The organism is Haloferax sp. S1W (assembly GCF_044593955.1).
Taxonomy (GTDB): Archaea; Halobacteriota; Halobacteria; order Halobacteriales; family Haloferacaceae; genus Haloferax.
Genome location: NZ_CP172595.1, coordinates 1,883,894 through 1,904,557 on the forward strand (window position 1 = coordinate 1,883,894; position 20,664 = coordinate 1,904,557).

Here is a 20,664-nt window from a genome sequence, read left to right on the forward strand (position 1 = left end):
CGTCCAGTCCAGCCAGTTTCTCTCGTAGCGCTGGGTAGGGTCACTCAAGCACTCGATGGACAAACGCCGGTTGAGGAGGTACTAAACTAGACAGTGCCGATTTTCTATCTCACCACTTCTTTTGCTCTTTCTTAGTGAAGTTCCCTGTGTCAATATCTAACCGGCACTTCGCACCAATCGGGTTGTAGACCCAGACTTCTCCATCTTCCTCGAACAAGTTCACGTATGGCTGTTCTGCCGTTGACGAGTCGCTAATCGGTTCGATCTCCCATAACCGCTGCCCGCTCGTGGAAAACCCGATTACGTTCTGGTTGTCAATTGTCCCACACGGAACATCCAGAAGGACAATCAGGACATCATCCTTTTGTAATGATTTCTTTACCGGATGTCGAACAACGACGCTGTCTGTGTCGAAAACGATCGTATCTGAATTGACTTCTATCTCAACCATCGGACGCAGAATATCGCCTACTGTGAGTCGGGGTCAAGAAGCTGAATGAATTTTTCCGCATCAGCATCCTGGGCGATACTCAGCGGACTCTCTCCAACGTTGTTTTCATGGGTTGGGTCAGCTCCGTGTTCCAAGAGTAATTCGGTTAGTTCGTAGTTCGCCTTGAAAACAGCCCTCCAAAGCGGCTGGTTTCCATGTACGTCCTCGATATTCAGATCTGCACCACTCTCAACAAGCAGTTTCGCGAGTTCGTAATTTTCGATATTTAATGCCTTATGCAGCGGTGTTGACCCTTCATTGTCTTGGGCATCTATATCCACACCCCGTTCGATAAGGTCAGATGCAATTTCAGTTTCTCCAGAAAAGGCCGCTTTGTGAAGTAAATTGCTTCCACTATCGGACCTGTGTTGAAGATCAGCGTCGTCGATCAGCGAATCACATCGCTCTTTGTCCCCTTGAATGATTGCTGTTTCCAAGTCCGTATGGATGTAGATGTCATCTTCTTCTTGGTCGTCGCTCATATCGAACGTAATCCGGTCGGAGTCATAATCAAACACGCCATCAGTATATGCACTGATTACTGCCCTCGCTAACGCAGAACTTCGATCATCTCAGTTGCTTCAATATCTTTTGCTATATCGAGGGGCGATACACCACCATTAGTTTCTATCTCGGAGTCTGCCCCATGCTCTACCATCAGTGTCGCTAACTCCACATCTCCCCGATAAATTAGCTTGAGTATCGGGACTGTTCCACTGTTATCTTGGATGTTGGGGTCAGCACCCCCTAACACAAGCGTCTTTATAACATCTCTATGGCCCTCATCAACAGCCAAGTGGAGTGCTGTTTTCCCACCCTGATTTTGGATGTCCGGGTTGATGCCGTGGCTAAGAAGTTCTTCCACCATCTGATCATTTCCGACGCTTGCAGCTTTATGTAATAGTGTACTCCCACTGTCTGAGCGATGGTCTAACTCAGTACCTTCTATCAGTTCGTGAAACCGCTCGATGTCATTTTGTATGACTGCAACCTCCAAGTCCGAGTGCTGGTAGATATCGTCTGTATCAGTCATTGGTTACCCCCAAGTTTTCCCATTTCTGTCCCACCTTCCATCACGCGTTGGGCGGTCTCCTCTGCCTCACGTTCCAAGCGTTCATCAGGATCAATTTCCAACGCACCCTCCTGCGGAAGCATCGACACCGCTCCACCCGTCTGCTGGCGACCGCATTTGGGCTCTGTTCAACCAAGCTGGACCGGCATGAGAGGCCCTACTGAATCAGGTTTGCCGTGCTAATGTCTCAAACAACCACTCTGAGAAGCTATCAGTCACTTTGTCGGGGTCACCGTGCCCTTCGGCAATGACGTATACTGGTGGATCAGGCTCTCGTACGTCGAAATAAAAGAACGTAACCCCTTGGCTACCAGCGAATACGAATTTGTGTTTATCTAATTCAGTCGCTGTGTCTTCTCGTTGTAAAACCCTCTCTGCCTTTGCTTGTTCCTGTATTATCCGGGGATAATGACATGTGTAGCCACGGAGAAACTCTCCTGAAGATTTCCCTATATGCCTGTGGTATGAACGATATGCTTCTGGGAGTAACACCTCACACTGCTGCTCAATGTGGTCAATCTCGCTCTGCGAACATCCTTCAATTTCCTCAGCAGTAGCGAGACCGTTGTCGAGAATTTCTGTGACGATTTCTTCACCGATATTGGTATTGTTATCTTCCATCTATTCTCGGGTCGTGGCTTGCGGACAGTTTCTACCGTGTCTGCAGACGCTTACTCCGTGAATAGCTCAATGAGTGTCTCTTCCCCTCTACGACGAGCGACATCTAAGGGAGACTTTCCAGTTTCGTTCTGATGGACCGGATCTGCACCGCGTTGGACGAGTAGTCGAATTACGTCGTTGTCGATCTCCTCGTTCATCACTGCACTCCACAATGGGTGGTTTCCATAATCATCAGTAACCGTGACATCAGCACCCTCTGAAATCAGGAGAGTTGCCATCTCATTGTCGCCCATCTCCAGCGCGTAATGGAGCGGTGTTTTCCCTTCCTTTCCTTGTCTATTTAGGTCGATTCCTCTCTCTATCAGATCGGACCCAATCTCTTTCTTCCTGCGTGATGCAGCAACGTGGAGCATATTATCTCCCTTTTCATCTAGTTGGTTGATATTGACATTCTCGACTGCTTCTCTATACTCATCATAGCTTTCCCATCGGATTATTTGGAATATCTCCTTGCTAGACATCGGAATCACTCACTGTATTTTCGGCCATCGCCTTCGTGCTTTCCACTACGATTTTCGGGCGGTTTTTCGGGTCGATAATTGTCTGGGTTTCTATATTCTCTGAGAAATTGTTCCTTCGATATCCGGTCATTCATATATGCTCTGTGAAGATGGCGGTATTCTCTATCAGGTCTATGACCCATATCCCATTGTCCGTCACGTGGCTTACTTCGATCCCATTCGAGTTTTTCGCCCGTATTTGGATCGTAGACGTTACCGTCTTCGTCCTTGGCTTGTTCCCAAACTGCCTCCACTTGTCCATCGGCGTAGTCTGGTCGACTGTTAGCGTATGGTTTAGATTCGCCTTCGTCGTTTCTGGTTTGTTCAAACCTGTCCTCCAATTCTCCGAATGTTCCATCCTTATGACGGACCTGGTTCTTCCATTGACCAGCTCGCTGAACGTGCACCTCGGAGTGTCGCATCCGATAAATCCCAAGGTCCCCTCCACGCATCACGCGCTGAGCAGTTTCTTCGGCTTCACGCTCCAGCCGAGGATCAGGATCAATCTCTAACGCGCCTTTTTGCGGAAGCATCGACACCGCGCCACCAGTCTGCTGGCGGACGTGCGCTAACTCATGGGCGAGCACGTGCTGCCCCTCCGAACTCGACGGGTCGTACTCGCCGTGATTGAACGCGATGTGGTTTCCGACAGTGAACGCCCGTGCGTTGATGTCCTCACAGGCTTTCGCAGCCCGCGGACCGGTGTGAATGCGAACGTCACCAAGCGAATCACCCATGCGCTCTTCCATCGCGCGCTGGATGCTCGTGTCGAGCTGTTTGCCGGGCGAGGAAATCACGTCTCGAACCGAATTGGGAACCTGTGCATCACCAGCCTTTGACGCCTCGTGGTGCGCGTTACGACTCCGCTGGACCGACTTCGCATTCCGGCGCTCGATGTCCTTTGGAACCTCGGCCGGGCGTTCCTCTTGTCGGTCGCGGAATTGTCGAATATCCCGCGGTTTGCCCATCGTATCCACAGTCATGCCTTCGTCAGCCCACTGCCGGACTTGGCTGGCACCGTGGCTCTGGACGAGGCGCTGGACCTTCGTCTCCAATCCATCCCTGTACATGTCGAGGCCGAACTGGTCTTCGCATTCCTGTGGAGACAGCGACCTGCCGCCTCCTCTCCGATTACGGTCGGACCCACCCGTCAGTTCGTGAATCGACGGGACGACCGAGGACTGTTGGCCCTCGCCCGTCTTCTCGTTCGCAGAGCGAAATCCCATTCCTATGAGAGACATGACATCCGTCCCATATATTATTTGTTGCCTGAATGAAATCTCAAAATATATCTTAGCGGGGTGCTGGTCCCGTGCTCGGCCAGAGACGAGCGACAAGCGCGACGATTCCCCCGAAGAGCGTGGCCGCTATCCCACAGTACATAGCGAACACTCCCGGTTGGCCACAGCCGACAGCCACCATTTGGCCAGTTTCGTATTGCTCTCCCTCGTAGCGGACTATCGTCTCGCTCAAGCCATCAATCGAGTCGGTATCGTCGAACACCTGCCGGGTCTCGCTCGCCAGTATCCTTTCGAATGCTCGCTGCTCTGGCGCACTGAGGTTCTCGTATGCGACTACCTCGGCGGACGTGTCTGCCGATTCGGGCAGCCTGTCAACTACAACTATGTATCCAGATTCGCACGTGTTGACTGACTGCTGATAGAATCCGAATCCGGCGGTCATCACTCCGACAACGAGTACGGCGACGCCGAGTATTCTTGCAGTTCGTGGAATGGAGGGCGTGGGTGGAGTGACTATCAGTAATCGTATAGAATTTTTGAAACGATGTGTCACGAACCGATGTCCGAACCGGGCGTGACTGGTGACCGATACAGGAGCAAGGAACGTCACCCACAATTCCAATCCTGATAATCTGAACAGTATCTACCAATAGGATATGTGGGGCTGACGGCGAAAACTGGAATCTTGAATCACTGGCAATATCCCCTGAATCACGTATTCTATCCACTTCCCATGTTTTGGAGGAGCAACGAAACCCATCGGCTAATTATTAAATACGAAAACCTAGCAACCCGAGTAGTATGCCTACCCAAGGAGAGTCCGACGGGACGGAGCAACCCACTCCATCCCTCGAATTCGGCACCCCCTCGAAGTCCCACGAGGACGGTGCCGTTCCAGCGCCGGTGCCACCGGACGACCCGGCGGCGTGGTACGCGCCGAACGTCCGTGCGCAGTACGAAGTCGCACCAGATACGGTCGTCACGATTAGCGACGCCGACCACGGCTTCGACTACGACGTTCGAGAACCGGCCCTCGGCGCTCGCGAGACGCGGGCGCTGGAAACGGTGCGCGACCACTTTTCGACCGTCACTCGCCGTCGTCCGCTCACCCGTGAGGGCGCGGCCGAACGCGCGGCAGACGGACTCACACCGAAGTATCGTCGCGTTCTCGACCGCCTTCTCGACCTCTCGCCGCCTGCCCGCAGGCGCGTCGAATACCACGTTCTCGCAGACCTGCGACTGCTCGGTGAGGTGACGCCGCTCGCGCTCGACGAGAAAATCGAAGTCGTCGACGCCGGTCACGGTGACGGCACCGAGCGACTCGTCGTCCACACCGAGAACTTCGCTCCGGCGACGACCGCATTCGACTCCGACGTGGCCTTCGCCGACCGCATCGCCGCAGAACGCGTGCGACATTACACCGTCCCGTTCGCCGGGTACGACGTGGACGTGGTCGTCTACCGCGACCGACTCCTCGGCGACGACCGCTTCGCGACCAAGTACGCGGTGCTGGAACCCGACCTCGTCCCCGGCGACACAGACCTCATCGACGCCTGTAAAGAGCGCATCTGGGAAGCCAACGTCGACGACGTGGTGGCTGACCGAATCGGGTTCGTCCGTAACCGGGCACGCGAGTTTCTCTCGCGGCAACTCACCGCCCGCAACACGAAGGCATGGGTCGATGCGACCCGGTTCCGACTCAGGTCAGCGCTTTCGGAGTACGGCCTCGCTCTTCCACCGGTCGACCGCCGGTTCGCACAGGACCGCCTCGACGACCTCGTGTACTACGTCCTCCGCGACTACGTGGGCGAGGGTATCCTGACGATTCCAATCCGCGACCCGAACCTCGAAGACATCGAGGCCAACCGCGTCGGCGAGCGCGTCAAGGTCATCCCACGGGCCGACGTGACCGGTCGCGGCGGCCTCCGCGTCCCGACGAATCTCGCGTTCGAAGACGAGACTGAATTTACTAACGTCGTGACCCAACTCGCCGCCGCCGACGGCGTGGAGTTGAACGCCTCGAACCCAAGCGCGAAAGTCAACCTCCGCCCCGGCGAAGTCGGTGGGGCCGAGACGACCGAAAACGACGAGACGATTCGCTGTGCGGTGGCGCTGCCGGTCATCTCCGAAGGCGGGCCGCACGTCTCGATTCGGAAACAGTCGAAAGACGTGCTCACGCCTGTGGACCTCGTCGAAGGTGGGTCGCTCTCGACCGAACTCGTGACGCTGCTGTGGCTCTGTTACGAGCATCACCGCGTCGTGCTCTTCTCCGGCGCGACAGGTGTCGGCAAGACGACATTAATGAACGCGCACATGCCGTTCATCCCCTACGACCACCGCCCCATCAGCATCGACGAAGGCTCCCGTGAGGTCCACCTCCCCCACGAGACGGGCATCTCGCTCACGACTCGCGACCACGAATCCGAGTTCAAGCGCGTCTCGATGGCCGACCTGATGACCGAGGCGAACTACCTGAATCCCGACGTGGAGGTCATCGCCGAGATAAACACGCCAGCGTCGTTCGCGACGTTCGCGGAGACGCTGAACACGGGCCACGGTGTCATCGGAACCACCCACGCCGCGGACATCGAGACGTTGGTCAACCGCGTCATCGAACAGGGGCTTCCGCCGTACTTGCTCCGCGAACTCGACCTCGTTATCTTTCCGCACAAAGTCGACGGCGAGCGCTACGTCTCCGAAGTCGTCGAACTCGTCCCCGAATCGGAGTACGACGAGACGTGGGGCCGCCGCGGTGTCGTCGAGAAAGACGGCCGGAAGCTCCACTGGAACACCGTCGCGCGTCGCCGTCCGGACGGCACATTCGGCCTCTCGTACGAACACCCGCAGTTGGGCGACGACCACCGTCGCGTCGGCCTTCGACTCTTCCACAGAATCGCCGATGCGACAGACAGAGATGTCGAGGCCGTCGAGCGCGAGTTCCACCGGAAACACCGCTACGTGGAGTACCTCGTTCGGGAGGACGTGAGTAACGTCGACCAACTCTTCGGGTTCCTCTCGGACCTCCGAACCGACGAGGCAGCGACTGTCGAGCGCGTCCGCCGCCGAATGGCCGAACGAGACGCCGAACGCGGTGGAGCCACCACCGACGGTGAACCGTGACCGGATTCGACACTCGCACCGAGGACCGGCGCGTCTCGCGCGTCCGGTCGCTCTCGGTGTTCGACAGGGCACTCTACGCGCTGTTCGCCCGACACGCCGACGCGGACCGCCACGACCGAGACCGGCGACGGTACCGCGGCACCGACCTCCGAGTGAGTTTCGACCTCTACCTCGCTCGCGCGTACGGCCTCGCCTGGGCGACCGGACTGTTCGTCGCGCTCCCGACGCTGTTGGTCGCGATGGCGATTCCGGACGCCGCCGTCGATTCGGTAGTGGCACTGCTTCGCGCGGTGGTCCCGCTCTTCGACCGCGTTCCGATACCGGTCATTCCGCGTCTCCCGCTGGCCGCACTGTTCGCCGTGACCGCGGCGGTGCTCGCTCGACGGGCCGTCCTCGCCGTCGCGGGTCAGTACCTCGGGTGGCGGGCGACGGCGCGCAGAGAGAACATCGAGCGAACGCTCCCCGGCGCGGTCCGCTACCTCCACGTGCTCGCTTCAGGGAGTGACGGCCCGCGGGAGATGCTCCGACGTGTCGCCGAAACCGACGCATACGGCGAGTCTGCGGTCGCCTTCCGGAGCGTGCTCAACACCGCCGCACTGACCGGCAACGTGAACGAAGGACTCCGACGCGTCGCCCGCGACACGCCCTCCGAAGGGATGCTCGCACCGTTCCTCCTGAAGTTCCGCGAACACGCCGGTCAGGGCGACGATGCTCTCCGGAACTACCTCCGGATGGAGAGTCGGATGCTCGGCCACCGGCAGGCCCGCGCACGCGACCGTGCAGAGGGGTTTCTCGAACTACTCGCCGAGCTATTCATCGTGCTTCTCGTCCTTCCGTCGCTCCTCGTCATCGTCCTCACGGTGATGAGCGTCATCGCGCCCGGCCTCTCCGCGCCCGTCGTCACGCCGCTCGGGACGACGACGGTCCGCGGCGTCGTCGTCTACGCGAGCGCCTTCTTCATCGTCGGTGTCGGTCTCGCTGCGAGTGTGCTTATCGCAGGTCTTCGACCGCCAGACCAGTCGGTCGAATACGAGCGACCGCCCGGCGCGCTCGCACTCCTCGGAACGGCGACGACGAACCCGGCGAGCGCCGCAGTCGTCTTCGTCGCGCCCGCCCTTCTCGTCAGTGCCGCCGCCGCACTCGCCGGGACTGACGGAGTCGGTGTCGGACTCGCCGGATACGTGGCGTACGCCCTTCCTGTCGGTCTCGTCGGTGTCCGACGCGCCCGCATCGACGACGCGAAAGACCGGGAGTTAAAGGACTTCGTTCACGCCGTCTCGGGACACGTCAGCCTCGGACGACCCTTCGCGGCAGCAGTCGAACACGTCGGACAGGACGTTGACCTCGGACCACTCGACGCCGACGTTGCCGACCTCGCGCTCAACTTGCGACTGACAGCCCCGAGCGCAGGAACGGACGTTGACCTCCGAACCGCGGCGCTCGAACGCTTCGTCGGCAGGGTCGGCACGCCGATGGCCGAGCAAACGATTGGTCTCGTCGTCGGAGCACTCGACGGCGGCAGCGACACGGGAACCGTCTTCGACACGTTGCAGAGCGAAATTGGCCGCCTCTATCACGAAAAGCGAGCGCTGCGGTCGAGTCTCCTCGTCTACGTCGCGGTCGGGTGGACGACCGCGCTGCTCGTCGTTGGCATCACCGTCGCCGTCAACGTCCACGTCTTCGACGGATTCGCACAACTGTCTACGCTGTCGTCGTCGGGGTCGTTCGCCATCGACGCCGATGCGGTCGACTTGACCCGCGACCGCTACCGAATGTACGTCGTCACGCAGGCGACGATGCTCGCCTCCGGGTGGTTCGCCGGAACCGCGAGTCGCGGCCGCTACGAAGCACTGCTCCACTCGGCTATTCTCGTGCTAGCCTGTTACGTCGTCTATGCGGGGGTGGGTCTCGTATGAGAACCGCTGGTACGGCCTCGAAGTCCACATCCGCGGACGAAGACCGCGCACAGTCGAACATCGTCGGCGTCGCGCTCCTCCTCGGTATCGGCGTCGTCGCCATCGGACTCGTGACCGCGAGCGTCGGCGGTCTCGTCGATGCCCAGCGTACCTCGGCAGACGCTGGTGCTGCCGCGGATGGATTCGAATCGCTCAGAGACGGGACGTTTGCGAGTGAAGATGGAGTATACCCGCTCCGCGTCACCGATGGCGACCTCGTTCGCGTGAACCGGACGGTCAGAATCATCGCCGACAGCGGAGCGAACCGAACCTACGACGCCGACGGCTATGTCGCGACGTTCGGCAGTCACCGAGTCGCATTCGTCGGCGGTACCGTCGCGCGCGGAACTGGAGAGAACGCACAACTCGTGACTCCCGCACCACTCTCCAGTGCGGGGGATGCCACCTTTCTCCCGCTCCCGGTTCTGAACGCCTCGTCGACAGACGGTGGTGGACTCGACGCCGGTTCTGCACTCCACACCCGAACGACGAGAGGCGTCGCCGACCTCCCCACCGACACGTACACTGTCGCTGTCGAGACGGCTGTCCCCGCCGCGTGGGAGCGGGCCTACGAGCAACGCGGGTTCGAACCCACTCGAACAGATTTCGACGGCGATGGCGTTCCGAGCGTCGCGGTAACGCTCCCTGCCGACCAGACGCTCACGCTCGTTCGATACGACCTCACGGTGGAGGTGCGACGTGGCTGACCGCCGAACCCGCCAGGCACTGCTGTCTACCTTCCGAACCGACCGGCGGGCCGTGATACCCGTCGTCTCGAAGGCGCTCGAAGCCGCTGTCGTCGTCCTGTTCGTGGGGTTGCTGACGACGGTCCTCTTCGGCGGCGTGGTCCCGGACCACAGAGACGCGGTCGGGGACGAACTCGCAGACAGGACGCTCTCGAAAGCGGTCGAGCGGGTCGAGACGACAGCTCGTGTCCCCGACTCGGCAATTCGCGGCCACAGGACTGTCGTCGTGGACCTCCCGCGGTCGATTCGCGGGCACAGCTACCGAATCAGCTACGTCCAGAACGCCTCGGTCGCCCCCGAGTCGAATTCGACCGCCCCGGTACTCGTCCTCGACCATCCGCGGGACGTATTCGACCGACAGGTTCCGGTCCACCTCCCCGACTCAGTCAACGCATCGGGGACGTGGGACAGCGGGACCGACGCTGCTGTTCGTGTGGCCGTTTCCGACGATGGAACGACGCTCGAACTCCTGAATCAGCCCGTTTCGGGCGGTGGTAACGATGACAGCTAACTCAGCATCCCCGTTCCGAAGCGACAGTTCTCGGGCGCAGACGACACTTGCTGGTCTCGCCATCGCTCTCGTCCTCCTAGCGGCGGTGACGACTACCTCCGTCGTTCTCGCAGACCGCGCCCTCGCGGATGCGACTGGTGACCCGCTCGAACAGCGCCGAGCGGAGAGTGCGGCCGAGACGCTCGTTACCGACTCGCCGCTCACGGTTTCGGCGGGGACAGTCAGTGCGGAGCGAGTAAACGAGACGAACGCGTCAGAACTCGCGTCGGCGGTACCGGCGCTTCGTGGGGTCGACTTCCGTCTCGTCGTCGACGGCGACGTGGTTGCGACTCGCGGTGATATCGACAACTCGACCGGAACGTCCGTCTCCCGCGGCGTCGGCATTCGCAGCACGCGGTCCGACCAGACCACGTTCGCGATTACCAACGACAGCAGCGGAAGCCTCGACGGCCGTACTAACCAACTTCGCATCGACATCGACCCGGCAAACGGAACCACCGTCACCACCGTCACCGTCGGCGACCGTGTTGTCCTTCACCGACCGACGGGAATCGAGGGCGTTCACGTCGTGAACGACTCGACACACGCCAACCCGGTGGTCGACGTTGAAGCGATAGGACCAGCGCCCGCCGGACAAGTGACCATCTCGGCGACCATCTTCGAACGCCGACCGACCCGCGTGGAGGTGGCTGTCGATGCGTGAGCGTCGCTTTTGCTCCGAGGCGGGTGAGAGTCGAGGACAACTGTCGCTGACTGTCGTCGAAGCAGCGGTAGCGACGCTTCTCGTCCTCGCCGTCGCAGCAGGGTTCGCGCTGACGCCCGACGCACCCACCTCGTCGCTTGGCCAAGCACCCTCCTCGCTCGACCAGTATGCAGCCGACGCGGCCGCTCTCGTCGCCAGCATCCCGGCAGACGGCCCCGGAACACTTCTGGGGGCTGCCTGTGCATCGGAGGGTGACTTCGATGACCGGGCGGAACGGTTGCGAACGGTCGCAGAAACCGGTGTTCCGATGGGCGCATTTGTCCACCTTCGAACGGACGTTGGTGAGGTCGGGACGCCGCCCCCGTCGGGTGCGCGAGTCGGGTCCGCCTCTGTTGTCGTCCCGCGCTGTACGGCGACGCTGGAGGTGTGGTACCCGTGAGTCGACGGTGGCGAACGCGACTGAATTCCGACTTCGACGCCGGTGCCTCGGACCGCGGCCAACTCGTCCTCGTCTCCGGCGTCATCGTTGCAGTCGCGCTCCTTGCGCTGGTCTTCGCCCACGCGCAACTCGCCTATGGAGGAGAAGCCGACGCGCCGGACCTCGCCGATATTTCGGCGGCGACCGAGGACACGGTCCACGCCGCGGCAGCAGATGTCGCCGGGCGGTATAGTTGGGGCGTGAGACGAGCAGCAGTTACAGATTTCAGAGCGGAACTCGACCCCGACCTGACGCGAATCGAACACGCCCACACCGGGGCTGGCGGCGTCTCGATAACGGCGAACAACTCCGCCGCAGGCGGGTGGGCGCTCAGAAACTGCCCGCGCGGACCCTACCGAGACTTCGGCTCCTGCGTTGCTGACCGGGGTGTCGTGGTACAAGAGCGCGCCGGAGAGACGACGATTGTCGCCGTTGTCTTGGATGTCGTGGTTTCGACGCCGCGCCACGAGACGGACGTGACGCTCGCGGTGAGGGCGGTGTGAGAGTGGGGGAGTCAACAGGTACTGTACTCGTCTGAGGTGTTTGCATTCGACACTCAGCTTCGCACCACGAGCGGTCGAGCCCCAACTTGCAGTGAAGCCAGACACACGTGCGAGTTCGGCTGCTGCGCTTCGAGTGAAAATGTTCGAATGGTCCAGTTCTCCGGCAAGGTTGCCGTAGAAGTTCGACCGCTATATTGCGAATTGTCGAGTGCACCAACGATTGTTGTCTTGTCCGCTACTGGTCCGGCCGGAAGATCTCGGGCACGAACCGAGAGTCAGGCCACACGTCCATGCCACGTCGCTGCGCCGTCACCGCGAATGCGACGACTGGAACACAGACATGTCCAGCAGGGCCTATTTGTTCAGAAAATTTGTCAGCGAAGTTACTGAGCAGTCCGGAGAGTCCCGCTTCAGTCTCTCCCTCGTCAAGCGTATTGAGGCCACGTAATGTCCGGAGGAGACAGCGATAGTACATAGCGACATCGTTGTTGTCCTCCGGAATTGAAGCCGAGAGCGACTCAACTGTTGCCTTCGAATCGACGCCAGCAAGAATCTCTGCATACGCTTTCGCGTAGTAGTATTTGTAGTGCGTCTCTGGGTACTCGTCGAGATAGGATTCATCGAACCCCCGGGTTAACTGCACAGCGTTGGCGAGGAGGTCTTCATCAGCAGAAAGGACCGCGACGCGAAGCAACTCAGCGAGCGTAAGTGGAACCTCCTCTAAATTTTCGCCTGGGTCGGTCTCGGCCAAGTCCAGTTGCAAGCGTACTCCTTCAATGTAGTACTCACCAGCACGAGAGAAGGTCGTGCGCATCTTCGATTTGTTTCCAAGGAGCCCATGGTAGATTCCAATCGCTTTGAGCTTTTTTCCAATCGACCGCTTCGCGATGTGGAGTCGGTCATTAGGGACGTACCCCTGCTCAATATCTTCGAATGCGTCTTCGATGAGCGTCTTTGTGAATTCGATCTTAGAGACGACATCCTCGTCCGTGTATGTCATTAGTTGACCACCAGATCTACTCATTGGTTAGTCGAATAGCTATGTTACGGCATCCAATGCAGATTCTGTCTTCGACCGTTCTGATCATAAAACTGTAATCATGTCTGACGATTCGAGTGCGCTGGCACTGTCTAGTTAAGCCAGTTTGAGAAGCGAGCAGGTCCTTGAGTGAATTGGTCATGACGCTCGCAGACCTGCTCAGCGAGTGCTTTGCGACGGATTATGAAGAAACGTGGGAGCGTGAGCGGACGGCGAACACCCTGACGGGTGTCGCCTCCAGCTTCACTCGACGGCTATTCGTTCAGAGAAACAAAACAAATTCTTCGCTCTCTCGGCGTTGAACGCACTCACCAAGCTGTTTGGCAGTGGGTACATCGACTGGCTGACAGCGATCACACCCGCCTGAGGCAACGCCGAAGTGGGGGGCGGCCGACGAGACCGCGGCCACAATCACTGGCGAGTGGTCTTGGTTGTACGCTTAGACACCAAGACAACGTTGATTCTTGATGTCGAAGTGTGTGGACGGCACGGCACCGATCCAGCTGCTGCGTTTCTCCATCGACTCACGGAGAAACACGATCTCTCAGACGCTGTGTTTCTCGTTGCTGGTGACGGCTATCAGACTGTCGTCGCCGAGTGGCTTGCATTGTTCGTGTATTACTATACCTTTCAACAACCGCATCAGGTGCTGAATGATCGAACACCAGCGGAGGCTGTTAACTAGACAGTGCCCTAACTAGACAGTACCTCTGAAATAATAATATATTCAGAGAAATATTTATTTATTTGGGTGATTTAGGGAGTATTCACTTATCTATTTTACAACCAGGAGATCCTCTCGCTTTAACAGGTAGTTTTTCTTCTCTGTCGACCTCACCAGATTTGATGTATTGTTGGTGAGCCGTAATCGAAATTGGGATGTTTGTTGCAACCCATTCTGGGAGTTCTCCATCTACTTCTTTTGCATACCGTGCAAATTTAGATGGATTTTCTTTATCTACCCGTCGAACGCCATAGCGTTCGCGTTCTTCAGGAGTCATCTCTTCTGCTTTCTTTGTTCGGACCGGTTTGCTCTCTTGCTTGGATTCTTGTGCAGAGACGGGCGCATCAAGACTGAAAAGGTCATCTCCCTCTAGGACGTCCCCAGACCCTGAACCAACCGAGTCGCGGCGGATTACACTTGGTTGAGACAGTTCCCAGAAACTCATCTCATATTTGATTCGTGTTCCCAACCAGTCTCCGCTGCTAGTGGTCATATCGTGCATTTCAGACACGACGAACACATCGTCATCTGAATCTGCATTCGACCCGGAGAAGTATTTGAACCTCTGATATTGTCCCGCGTCTTGCCATGCGTTTTCGAAGGTACCTGTGTTGCTTTTTATGCGGACTCCTTTACTATCCCACTTGTCTGGATGTGAAATACCATCTGCGTAGGGTTCGAAAGTCTCAGCGATATCGTCTAGTGCGACAACAAATCCAGCAGGTGCATAGAATGTCCCGATTACTAGATCCATTGAGGTCTCAATGAAATCATCGACATTTCCGTCCTGCGATTCGGGATACCATCCGAACGTATCATGAGTGCTATCACGATCAATCTCACCACCGCTTTCATAGTCTCGTGGCCAGATCTCTAGCAGATTACGGTTTATTGAGTTGTACCCTGAACCACTAGACCATTGCCCAGAGGCAACAGTTCCCACGTCAACGTCATGGGTCCAGCCACGACCGCCATCCCATGAACAGAAATAGGAAACGACCGTTGTTTGGTATAGGTCGTAATCACCGCCCGAATAATCGTGCTGTGCGTCTGCAGTCCATTGCTTTTGGGGGTTTTTGGGATAGTCTGTTTCACAGTTCCCTGATGCAGCAGACGCAGTATTCGCCAGTCCAACACTTCCTGTAGAAAGAGCGAGACCACCGAGCCCGAGTTTCTTTAGAACACTTCGCCGCGTTTCTGACATGCTAGGGCCATCACCTTGCATTTCCAATAATTCAGTATAGCCAATATTTTTTAAACATATTGGTTCAGGAAAACTATCAAAAATCCAATTGGCCAAAAAGGTTACAAGTAGTATGATCGAATACGGACCATGAAATACCTCTCTCGACGAAATTTCATAGCTACAGCATGCGTATCTGGTGTAACGACTCTTGCTGGATGTAGCACATTCGAAACGTTTGAAGAACCATTTGTAAAATACAAGCTAGATGGTATTTTCACGGACAATGCAGTAAACGAAGAGATTGAATTCAGTATCGAGGTGCTTGACGGGACTAATCCAATATATACAACTAATGTAACACTTGACGCGTTAGGAGATGAGGATGGGGAATCCTCAAAAGTTATTGAAGAACCGTGGATGGAAGAGGAAAAAGCGCGTTACGGGATCCGGGTTATTGGAGAGGATGGTGAAAAAGTATCACTCACCTTGCCACAAATTCTAGAGAACCGGACAAGAGAGATTCACGACACACCGTATATTGAATACAGTGTTACGTACACAGGATTTTACAGAATATCTGTAAATTTCTACGATAATAAAAGAAGTTAATAATATATTCAATTTTGATAACGGGCACTGTCTAGTTAAGCCAGTTTGAGGAATGAGCAGGTCGTTGAGTTAATTGGTTAGAATGCTCGCAAACCTGCTCAGCGAGTGCTTTGCGACGGATTTAGAAGAAACTTGGGAGCGTGAGCGGACGGCGACACCCGTCAGGGCGTTCGCCGTCCAGCTCCACGCGACCGGTTGTTCACTTAGAGAAACACAAGAAATTCTTCGGTTACTCGGCGTTGAACGGTCTCATCAAGCTGTTTGGCAGTGGGTACATCGACTGGCTGACAGCGGCCACAACCCGCCTGAGGCGAAGCCGAAGCGGGTTGCGGTCGACGAAACCGCTGTCAAAATTAACGGCGAGTGGTCTTGGTTGTACGCTGCACTAGACACCAAGACAACGTTGATTCTTGATGTCGAAGTGTGTGGACGGCACGGCACCGATCCAGCTGCTGCGTTTCTCCATCGACTCACGGAGAAACACGATCTCTCAGACGCTGTGTTTCTCGTTGATGGCTACGGCTATCAGACTGTCGTCGCCGAGTGGCTTGCATTGTTCGTGTATTACTATACCTTTCAACAACCGCATCAGGTGCTGAATGATCGAACACCAGCGGAGGCTGTTAACTAGACAGTGCCGTCAAACGCAACATATACTAAATCCTGAAATTTTGTGGAATCTAAGGTAATTGGCCACCTAGCTTCATCAATTTCGCTTTATCTCATCCAATAGTAAATCAACCAACGGTACTTTAATCCAGTCTCCAACCTCTATGTCACCTAACTCAATATCTCCCAGACCGACCTCTATTTGACCATCTCCGATATCAACGAGTAATTGGCAATCACCAGTCGTGAATACCTCTATCACCTGCCCATAAATGTTCACATACTGACGTTCTGTAGGCTCAATTTTACGACACTGACCGTTGTTGATTGTTGGTAATTGGACAGAGAGTCCACGAATTTTTGCCTCAACTACGTCGTCAATGTCTTCGTCAGTAGCTTCCATTCCAAAGTCATCAACCTGTACTGTTTCACCATCAGGCAGTGTGGCAATGACCGTCTGCGTGTATGCCCTCCCTTGGTATACTGAGCTGGGCTTGATTTCATTTATTGTGATTTCCATGGTTATTCTGAAATGAGACAGCTTTCTTTATCTGGGAAAAAGTCCCTGCCTAACCATCAGGACTCAGAGTATCGATTTCCAGTAAGTTAATGCGATATGTAACAACTTGGAGGTAATCACCAATTGTGACATCACCGTCATCTAGCAGACGATCAAGTTCTGGTATCGGGGTGACAAGAACTTCACCAGTCCCAACATTGAGTGCTAACAGTGGACGGTCTGGGTCCGGATGCCAGATGTCCCGAACATCAGTATCTATGATACGGCCTGTGATGAGTATGTCTTGAGATTCAACGTCGATTCCCAAGGAGGGTTCTGCTTTCTGCTCAATCTTCGATGGTTGGGCGAGCAATGTTACACTCTGTGCCAGCGTGGACGTCAGAAGCAGCGGTAACCGTGTTATCGAAGACTTCCAGTTCTGTGTTGCCACTCTGTACGACCACCCATTGGTCGTATACGACGCCTTGGTATCCAGCACCAGGTGCAATGTCGATTACGTGCCCCCATAACATGACATATGTCTATACATTTTGGCAGTTTGGTGAAATTGATGACGAGAAGTCACCAGCAGCAGAAACTGCGGTCTTCTTGTTGATTCTTTCGAATACGAATGCTATACCAGCCTAGAATCTCCGGCCCTACTTGACCTGCTGGTATCGTTCTTCCAACACATGAAACAGATTCGAATCACTTTTTGACAATTTTTTATTCCGGAGACGATTAATGATTTCTTGGACCCGTCGAAGTGTTGCGTTTTCAAACCCTGTGAGAGAGCACGTCCCTGTTTTTTCGATTCCAAGTCGCTTCGAGGGATCTTCTATACTTTCCTCGTTGTAGTAGTTCGTTACCTGTATCTGATCGTCCCCATTTCTTTCAAACAGAAACAATGAAGGATGCTCAATAAAGTATGAGACCTGTTTTTCACCAGACTGGAGTTCGATTAATACGTGAAGAAGCTCGTTAAAGAACGAGACTTCTGCAACTTCAAAATAGACATTTTCGCCCGGAATCCACGTTTCTCCAATTCGAATAGAGACATCGCAGTGTGGGTTGCAATCATCGCCTTTGTGTACTGGATGCCACGGTGAGCCATCATTCGAGCTGAACTCAAACTCGACACCGACTTCCTCTCCCATTCTTTTCTAAAATTCAATTTAGTTGCCTATTCTTGGTAGAGACGCATCAATTCCGCTCGTTCAATTCTGTCTGCAGCAGCGTCTATATTGACCACACGTTCGTCACTGGCCAATTTAGAAAGGAGCGACTTGAGCCGATTGTAATTTTCAACTCTGTAGGGGTCATCGAGCCACCAGATGTTCGTCTTTGTGGTTAAGATAAGTTTGTATTCGTTGTTATCTCTGGAACCCCTCCCTTCAGGGATGAACCGGAGGACCATCGAGATCGGGTCAGCAGTTACGGGTTTTGCTTGATACGAACCGTATCGCCAGAGTTCTAACTCGGGCGATGACTGACTAATCCAACGTTCGTCGCTATCAACACAGAGATTGGTTGATACTGCGGTACTTTGGAGCGACTGGATGATTGGAACTCCTGTTGGACAAGAAGTCGACAATTCCCGCTTAGTAGCGCTCAAAGCATTTCCATCTGTGTCTTCGATGAATTGCTCTTCAGGATTGGTCTCGTCTGCAACAGGGTCGTTCTGTTGGTGAATGAATTTCTGGTAATCAGACGGGCATCGGTACAGTACTCGGAGGTCCTCGAATCTGAGAAAACCGTTAGCGACGGTCTCTAGGAGTTCTAAGAGGTCACCCCCCGTCTTTGAGATGTCGTTGAGACTCTCACCTGCCTCAAAGTGGATGAACCAGTGGACGTGATAATCGTCTACGACGATGGGGACTTTCTTTTTCACGTTCATTGATTCCAAACCAACCTATTTCCTTTAATGTAACCTACCTCTTGCAATAGTCACTGAGTAAAAAAAAAATTCTAACGGTTACTATAGTACGCAAATTCAAAGACGTAGATTCTCATTCCCAGTTACCTTCCTGAACGTTTCGTTCCAACACATGGAACAGATTTGCATCAGCCCTCGAGAGGTCTGCGTTGCGAAAGTGGGGAATGATTGTTTGAACCCGTTGGAGCGTCATATCGCGTAACTCATCGAATGAGCATGTTCCGGAATGCTCGATTCCGAGTAGCTTTGACTCATCCTCAATACTATCTTCTCGATAGTAATTGGTTACCCTCACTTGATCGTCACCAACCTTCTCGAACAACAGTAATGATGGTCGGTTGATAAACCACTTCACTTGACTTTCACCAGATTCCAGTCGGCTCAGCACATTAAGTACCTCATTCAGAAACGAGACCTCCCACGTTTCAAAGTAGGAACCTTCGCCTGGAATCCACGAATCATCTATTCGAATAGAGACACCACAGCGGGGATCGTAATCGTCTCCTTTGTGTTCTGGGTGCCATGGTGAGCCAGTATTATCTTTGAAATCAAACTCAACGTTGTCTTGCATATTGTATTCTCCCCGTTTTAACAGATTGTGACTGATTGCACATAAACTAAATTCGATTCTGGAACCAATTATCAGTACATCACAAAGCCGGTTAGTTGAGACGTCTGCTTGCAGAAGGTGTGTCTAAAACCCAGCAAGCAGACGATGAAATCCACGAGGACCAGCTCCTTAACTTCCTCGTCAACTCCATTGACGAGGAAGTTGCTCTCACACTCGCTGAAAACGCTGAACTCGAGGCTGAGGACATCTACGAGGTCCTCGTCGGCGCGTGCGCCGACGGGACCTCGGTCTCGACGCTCTGTGAGAGAAGCGAGGATGCACCCCACCAAAACTCGATTCTTTACCATCTCCGCACCAAGTTTGACCTTGAGACGCTCGAACAAGTTGGCAACACGCTCCTCCAGAAGGACGTTCTCGACGTCCTCCCCGAGCAGGTGGAGGTCGTTTCGGACCTCCACCTGCGGCCCTACTACGGAGACGAAGACGACACCGACGGTCTCTATCACTCCCAAGCGAAGCGTGGAACGACCGCGTTCCACGCCTACGCGACAGTCTACGCGCGTGTGAAGAACAAACGCTACACGCTGGCGGTGCGCCGTCTTACCGACGGCGACACCGCCAGCAGCGTCCTCGCAGAGTTTCTCGGTATCCTCGACGGCCTTGACCTCGACGTCAAGGCCGTCTATCTTGACCGCGAATTCTACGACAGCAAGTGTTGTACGTCGTGGTGAGCTTGCTGTTACAGAACGTCTGGCGGTATTTGCACTGGGAGTACGTGGCGACGCCCCGCCGTGGGGGGCGTCGCCTCTGGGAGTGGTCGTTCAAGGAGTTCATCAACATGATCCGACGGGCAGCGTGGACGGCCCTCGCGGTGCGTCGGGCCGTCCCCACGAACCGACCACCAGACGACCGGTTCCACCGGTAACTTTCGACCGGTTTAGCCTGCGGTGTGAGTGGCGACGCTGTCGCGTCGACGGCAGTCGCCGCCGACAGCGACAGCTCTCTGCCGATTCGTCTATGATTCTCTCGTCGAGACCGTCAGTGCAACCGCTCCGACACAGAACTCAGGCTTCAGAAACAGCGAGCCGAGGATGCTTTGTGAGGTACTGAGAATAGTCAAATCGGGCTGTGGAGCCGTATCCGACGCACGCAGTCCGACTACGGGGGTCACAGTCCCCGAAACGAGCAGAATGCTAAATACAACAGCAACGACAGAGCGACGTGTGAACTTCATTGACTGAGGTATTGACAAGTGTTATTTGTATCTGGCGATTTGATATCAAGTAAGATAATTTGAGATGGCCAGTATTGGATTGACTTGAGATACTACGAAAGGAGTCTCGAATCCGAGATATACCCGTGTCGTATCCCGATTAGAACAGACTGACTGAGACAATAGAATTCGACTAAACTGTGAACTGCAGGTAACGCAAGTTAATATTCTCGCATATGGTAGGCACCATCCGAGGGAATGTATTAGTTTTATTCACC

22 protein-coding genes and 3 pseudogenes are annotated in these 20,664 nt (G+C 55.3%); 11 read left to right on the plus strand and 14 right to left on the minus strand.

Features of this window, described 5'->3' with window-relative positions; genetic code table 11:
* Positions 1–109: 109 nt before the first annotated feature.
* The 8 genes and pseudogenes from ACH9L7_RS09870 to ACH9L7_RS09905 all read right to left on the minus strand — a co-directional run bounded on the left by ACH9L7_RS09870 (position 110) and on the right by ACH9L7_RS09905 (position 4,426).
* Positions 110–451: a hypothetical protein gene (locus ACH9L7_RS09870; protein ID WP_396610548.1), complete on the minus strand. Its 342-nt coding sequence runs from the start codon at positions 449–451 to the stop codon at positions 110–112.
* A gap of 17 nt (positions 452–468) precedes the next feature.
* Entirely contained in the window at positions 469–972 is a 504-nt protein-coding gene (locus tag ACH9L7_RS09875; RefSeq protein ID WP_396610549.1) for an ankyrin repeat domain-containing protein, read from the minus strand.
* Positions 973–1,040: 68 nt separating this feature from the next.
* Positions 1,041–1,523, minus strand: a complete 483-nt coding sequence (locus tag ACH9L7_RS09880; protein ID WP_396610550.1) for an ankyrin repeat domain-containing protein — start codon at positions 1,521–1,523, stop codon at positions 1,041–1,043.
* A gap of 29 nt (positions 1,524–1,552) precedes the next feature.
* Positions 1,553–1,672: pseudogene (locus ACH9L7_RS09885) on the minus strand (DUF4157 domain-containing protein); the annotation flags it as partial.
* Between the two features lie 55 nt (positions 1,673–1,727).
* The gene (locus ACH9L7_RS09890) at positions 1,728–2,183 is read right to left on the minus strand and encodes an SMI1/KNR4 family protein (protein ID WP_396610551.1); all 456 of its coding nucleotides are present in this window, start codon (positions 2,181–2,183) and stop codon (positions 1,728–1,730) included.
* A 50-nt stretch (positions 2,184–2,233) separates the two neighbouring features.
* The gene (locus ACH9L7_RS09895; RefSeq protein WP_396610552.1) at positions 2,234–2,704 is read right to left on the minus strand and encodes an ankyrin repeat domain-containing protein; all 471 of its coding nucleotides are present in this window, start codon (positions 2,702–2,704) and stop codon (positions 2,234–2,236) included.
* Positions 2,705–2,709: 5 nt separating this feature from the next.
* Positions 2,710–3,969, minus strand: a complete 1,260-nt coding sequence (locus ACH9L7_RS09900; RefSeq protein WP_396613258.1) for a DUF4157 domain-containing protein — start codon at positions 3,967–3,969, stop codon at positions 2,710–2,712.
* Between the two features lie 67 nt (positions 3,970–4,036).
* Positions 4,037–4,426: a hypothetical protein gene (locus tag ACH9L7_RS09905; protein WP_396610553.1), complete on the minus strand. Its 390-nt coding sequence runs from the start codon at positions 4,424–4,426 to the stop codon at positions 4,037–4,039.
* 359 nt (positions 4,427–4,785) lie between these two features.
* Between ACH9L7_RS09905 and ACH9L7_RS09910 the strand changes: the two genes are divergently transcribed.
* Genes ACH9L7_RS09910 through ACH9L7_RS09940 form a run of 7 tightly spaced genes read left to right on the plus strand, consistent with a single transcriptional unit; the run spans position 4,786 to position 12,000 of the window.
* Positions 4,786–7,104, plus strand: a complete 2,319-nt coding sequence (locus ACH9L7_RS09910) for a type II/IV secretion system ATPase subunit (protein WP_396610554.1) — start codon at positions 4,786–4,788, stop codon at positions 7,102–7,104.
* Complete coding sequence (locus tag ACH9L7_RS09915) at positions 7,101–9,020, plus strand: type II secretion system F family protein (protein ID WP_396610555.1); 1,920 nt, start codon at positions 7,101–7,103, stop codon at positions 9,018–9,020. Before ACH9L7_RS09910 ends, ACH9L7_RS09915 begins: the two co-directional genes overlap by 4 nt.
* A complete protein-coding gene (locus ACH9L7_RS09920) occupies positions 9,017–9,766 on the plus strand; it encodes a hypothetical protein (protein WP_396610556.1) in 750 nt (249 codons plus the stop codon). The genes ACH9L7_RS09915 and ACH9L7_RS09920 overlap by 4 nt, the downstream gene beginning before the upstream one ends.
* Positions 9,759–10,316, plus strand: a complete 558-nt coding sequence (locus ACH9L7_RS09925) for a hypothetical protein (RefSeq protein ID WP_396610557.1) — start codon at positions 9,759–9,761, stop codon at positions 10,314–10,316. The genes ACH9L7_RS09920 and ACH9L7_RS09925 overlap by 8 nt, the downstream gene beginning before the upstream one ends.
* The gene (locus ACH9L7_RS09930) at positions 10,306–11,019 is read left to right on the plus strand and encodes a hypothetical protein (protein ID WP_396610558.1); all 714 of its coding nucleotides are present in this window, start codon (positions 10,306–10,308) and stop codon (positions 11,017–11,019) included. Before ACH9L7_RS09925 ends, ACH9L7_RS09930 begins: the two co-directional genes overlap by 11 nt.
* Positions 11,012–11,458, plus strand: coding sequence for a hypothetical protein (locus ACH9L7_RS09935; RefSeq protein ID WP_396610559.1), 447 nt, complete (start codon positions 11,012–11,014; stop codon positions 11,456–11,458). The genes ACH9L7_RS09930 and ACH9L7_RS09935 overlap by 8 nt, the downstream gene beginning before the upstream one ends.
* Positions 11,455–12,000 carry a hypothetical protein gene (locus ACH9L7_RS09940; protein ID WP_396610560.1) on the plus strand — a complete coding sequence of 182 codons (546 nt, stop codon included), beginning with the start codon at positions 11,455–11,457 and terminating at the stop codon, positions 11,998–12,000. The genes ACH9L7_RS09935 and ACH9L7_RS09940 overlap by 4 nt, the downstream gene beginning before the upstream one ends.
* Before the next feature lie 235 nt (positions 12,001–12,235).
* Here the strand turns inward: ACH9L7_RS09940 and ACH9L7_RS09945 are convergent, their stop codons facing one another.
* A complete protein-coding gene (locus ACH9L7_RS09945; RefSeq protein WP_396610561.1) occupies positions 12,236–13,000 on the minus strand; it encodes a hypothetical protein in 765 nt (254 codons plus the stop codon).
* Between the two features lie 179 nt (positions 13,001–13,179).
* Here ACH9L7_RS09945 and ACH9L7_RS09950 point away from each other — a divergent pair.
* Positions 13,180–13,724, plus strand: a pseudogene (locus ACH9L7_RS09950) (IS6 family transposase).
* 82 nt (positions 13,725–13,806) lie between these two features.
* Here ACH9L7_RS09950 and ACH9L7_RS09955 read toward each other — a convergent pair.
* Entirely contained in the window at positions 13,807–14,967 is a 1,161-nt protein-coding gene (locus ACH9L7_RS09955) for a twin-arginine translocation signal domain-containing protein (RefSeq protein ID WP_396610562.1), read from the minus strand.
* Positions 14,968–15,096: 129 nt separating this feature from the next.
* On the opposite strand from ACH9L7_RS09955, the gene ACH9L7_RS09960 reads away from it, so the two are divergent.
* Both ACH9L7_RS09960 and ACH9L7_RS09965 read left to right on the plus strand, forming a co-directional pair.
* On the plus strand, positions 15,097–15,558 hold the full coding sequence (locus tag ACH9L7_RS09960; RefSeq protein ID WP_396610563.1) for a hypothetical protein: 462 nt from the start codon (positions 15,097–15,099) through the stop codon (positions 15,556–15,558).
* Positions 15,559–15,640: 82 nt separating this feature from the next.
* A complete protein-coding gene (locus ACH9L7_RS09965; RefSeq protein WP_396610564.1) occupies positions 15,641–16,189 on the plus strand; it encodes an IS6 family transposase in 549 nt (182 codons plus the stop codon).
* Positions 16,190–16,264: 75 nt separating this feature from the next.
* On the opposite strand, the gene ACH9L7_RS09970 is transcribed toward ACH9L7_RS09965, so the two are convergent.
* The 4 genes from ACH9L7_RS09970 to ACH9L7_RS09985 all read right to left on the minus strand — a co-directional run bounded on the left by ACH9L7_RS09970 (position 16,265) and on the right by ACH9L7_RS09985 (position 19,173).
* The gene (locus ACH9L7_RS09970) at positions 16,265–16,687 is read right to left on the minus strand and encodes a hypothetical protein (protein ID WP_396610565.1); all 423 of its coding nucleotides are present in this window, start codon (positions 16,685–16,687) and stop codon (positions 16,265–16,267) included.
* Positions 16,688–17,325: 638 nt separating this feature from the next.
* On the minus strand, positions 17,326–17,823 hold the full coding sequence (locus tag ACH9L7_RS09975; RefSeq protein WP_396610566.1) for a hypothetical protein: 498 nt from the start codon (positions 17,821–17,823) through the stop codon (positions 17,326–17,328).
* A 26-nt stretch (positions 17,824–17,849) separates the two neighbouring features.
* Positions 17,850–18,563, minus strand: a complete 714-nt coding sequence (locus ACH9L7_RS09980; RefSeq protein WP_396610567.1) for a hypothetical protein — start codon at positions 18,561–18,563, stop codon at positions 17,850–17,852.
* Between the two features lie 112 nt (positions 18,564–18,675).
* Positions 18,676–19,173, minus strand: coding sequence for a hypothetical protein (locus ACH9L7_RS09985; protein WP_396610568.1), 498 nt, complete (start codon positions 19,171–19,173; stop codon positions 18,676–18,678).
* Positions 19,174–19,292: 119 nt separating this feature from the next.
* Here ACH9L7_RS09985 and ACH9L7_RS09990 point away from each other — a divergent pair.
* Positions 19,293–20,098 (plus strand): annotated as a pseudogene (locus ACH9L7_RS09990) (hypothetical protein).
* Positions 20,099–20,664: the final 566 nt, after the last annotated feature.

Coding starts and splice junctions, on each gene's coding strand:
- ACH9L7_RS09870 (WP_396610548.1), bottom strand. CDS start 451: ATGGTTGAGATAGAAGTCAATTCAGATACGATCGTTTTCGACACAGAC.
- ACH9L7_RS09875 (WP_396610549.1), bottom strand. CDS start 972: ATGAGCGACGACCAAGAAGAAGATGACATCTACATCCATACGGACTTG.
- ACH9L7_RS09880 (WP_396610550.1), bottom strand. CDS start 1,523: ATGACTGATACAGACGATATCTACCAGCACTCGGACTTGGAGGTTGCA.
- ACH9L7_RS09890 (WP_396610551.1), bottom strand. CDS start 2,183: ATGGAAGATAACAATACCAATATCGGTGAAGAAATCGTCACAGAAATT.
- ACH9L7_RS09895 (WP_396610552.1), bottom strand. CDS start 2,704: ATGTCTAGCAAGGAGATATTCCAAATAATCCGATGGGAAAGCTATGAT.
- ACH9L7_RS09900 (WP_396613258.1), bottom strand. CDS start 3,969: ATGGGATTTCGCTCTGCGAACGAGAAGACGGGCGAGGGCCAACAGTCC.
- ACH9L7_RS09905 (WP_396610553.1), bottom strand. CDS start 4,426: ATGACCGCCGGATTCGGATTCTATCAGCAGTCAGTCAACACGTGCGAA.
- ACH9L7_RS09910 (WP_396610554.1), top strand. CDS start 4,786: ATGCCTACCCAAGGAGAGTCCGACGGGACGGAGCAACCCACTCCATCC.
- ACH9L7_RS09920 (WP_396610556.1), top strand. CDS start 9,017: ATGAGAACCGCTGGTACGGCCTCGAAGTCCACATCCGCGGACGAAGAC.
- ACH9L7_RS09930 (WP_396610558.1), top strand. CDS start 10,306: ATGACAGCTAACTCAGCATCCCCGTTCCGAAGCGACAGTTCTCGGGCG.
- ACH9L7_RS09935 (WP_396610559.1), top strand. CDS start 11,012: ATGCGTGAGCGTCGCTTTTGCTCCGAGGCGGGTGAGAGTCGAGGACAA.
- ACH9L7_RS09945 (WP_396610561.1), bottom strand. CDS start 13,000: ATGACATACACGGACGAGGATGTCGTCTCTAAGATCGAATTCACAAAG.
- ACH9L7_RS09955 (WP_396610562.1), bottom strand. CDS start 14,967: ATGTCAGAAACGCGGCGAAGTGTTCTAAAGAAACTCGGGCTCGGTGGT.
- ACH9L7_RS09960 (WP_396610563.1), top strand. CDS start 15,097: ATGAAATACCTCTCTCGACGAAATTTCATAGCTACAGCATGCGTATCT.
- ACH9L7_RS09965 (WP_396610564.1), top strand. CDS start 15,641: ATGCTCGCAAACCTGCTCAGCGAGTGCTTTGCGACGGATTTAGAAGAA.
- ACH9L7_RS09970 (WP_396610565.1), bottom strand. CDS start 16,687: ATGGAAATCACAATAAATGAAATCAAGCCCAGCTCAGTATACCAAGGG.
- ACH9L7_RS09975 (WP_396610566.1), bottom strand. CDS start 17,823: ATGGGAGAGGAAGTCGGTGTCGAGTTTGAGTTCAGCTCGAATGATGGC.
- ACH9L7_RS09980 (WP_396610567.1), bottom strand. CDS start 18,563: ATGAACGTGAAAAAGAAAGTCCCCATCGTCGTAGACGATTATCACGTC.
- ACH9L7_RS09985 (WP_396610568.1), bottom strand. CDS start 19,173: ATGCAAGACAACGTTGAGTTTGATTTCAAAGATAATACTGGCTCACCA.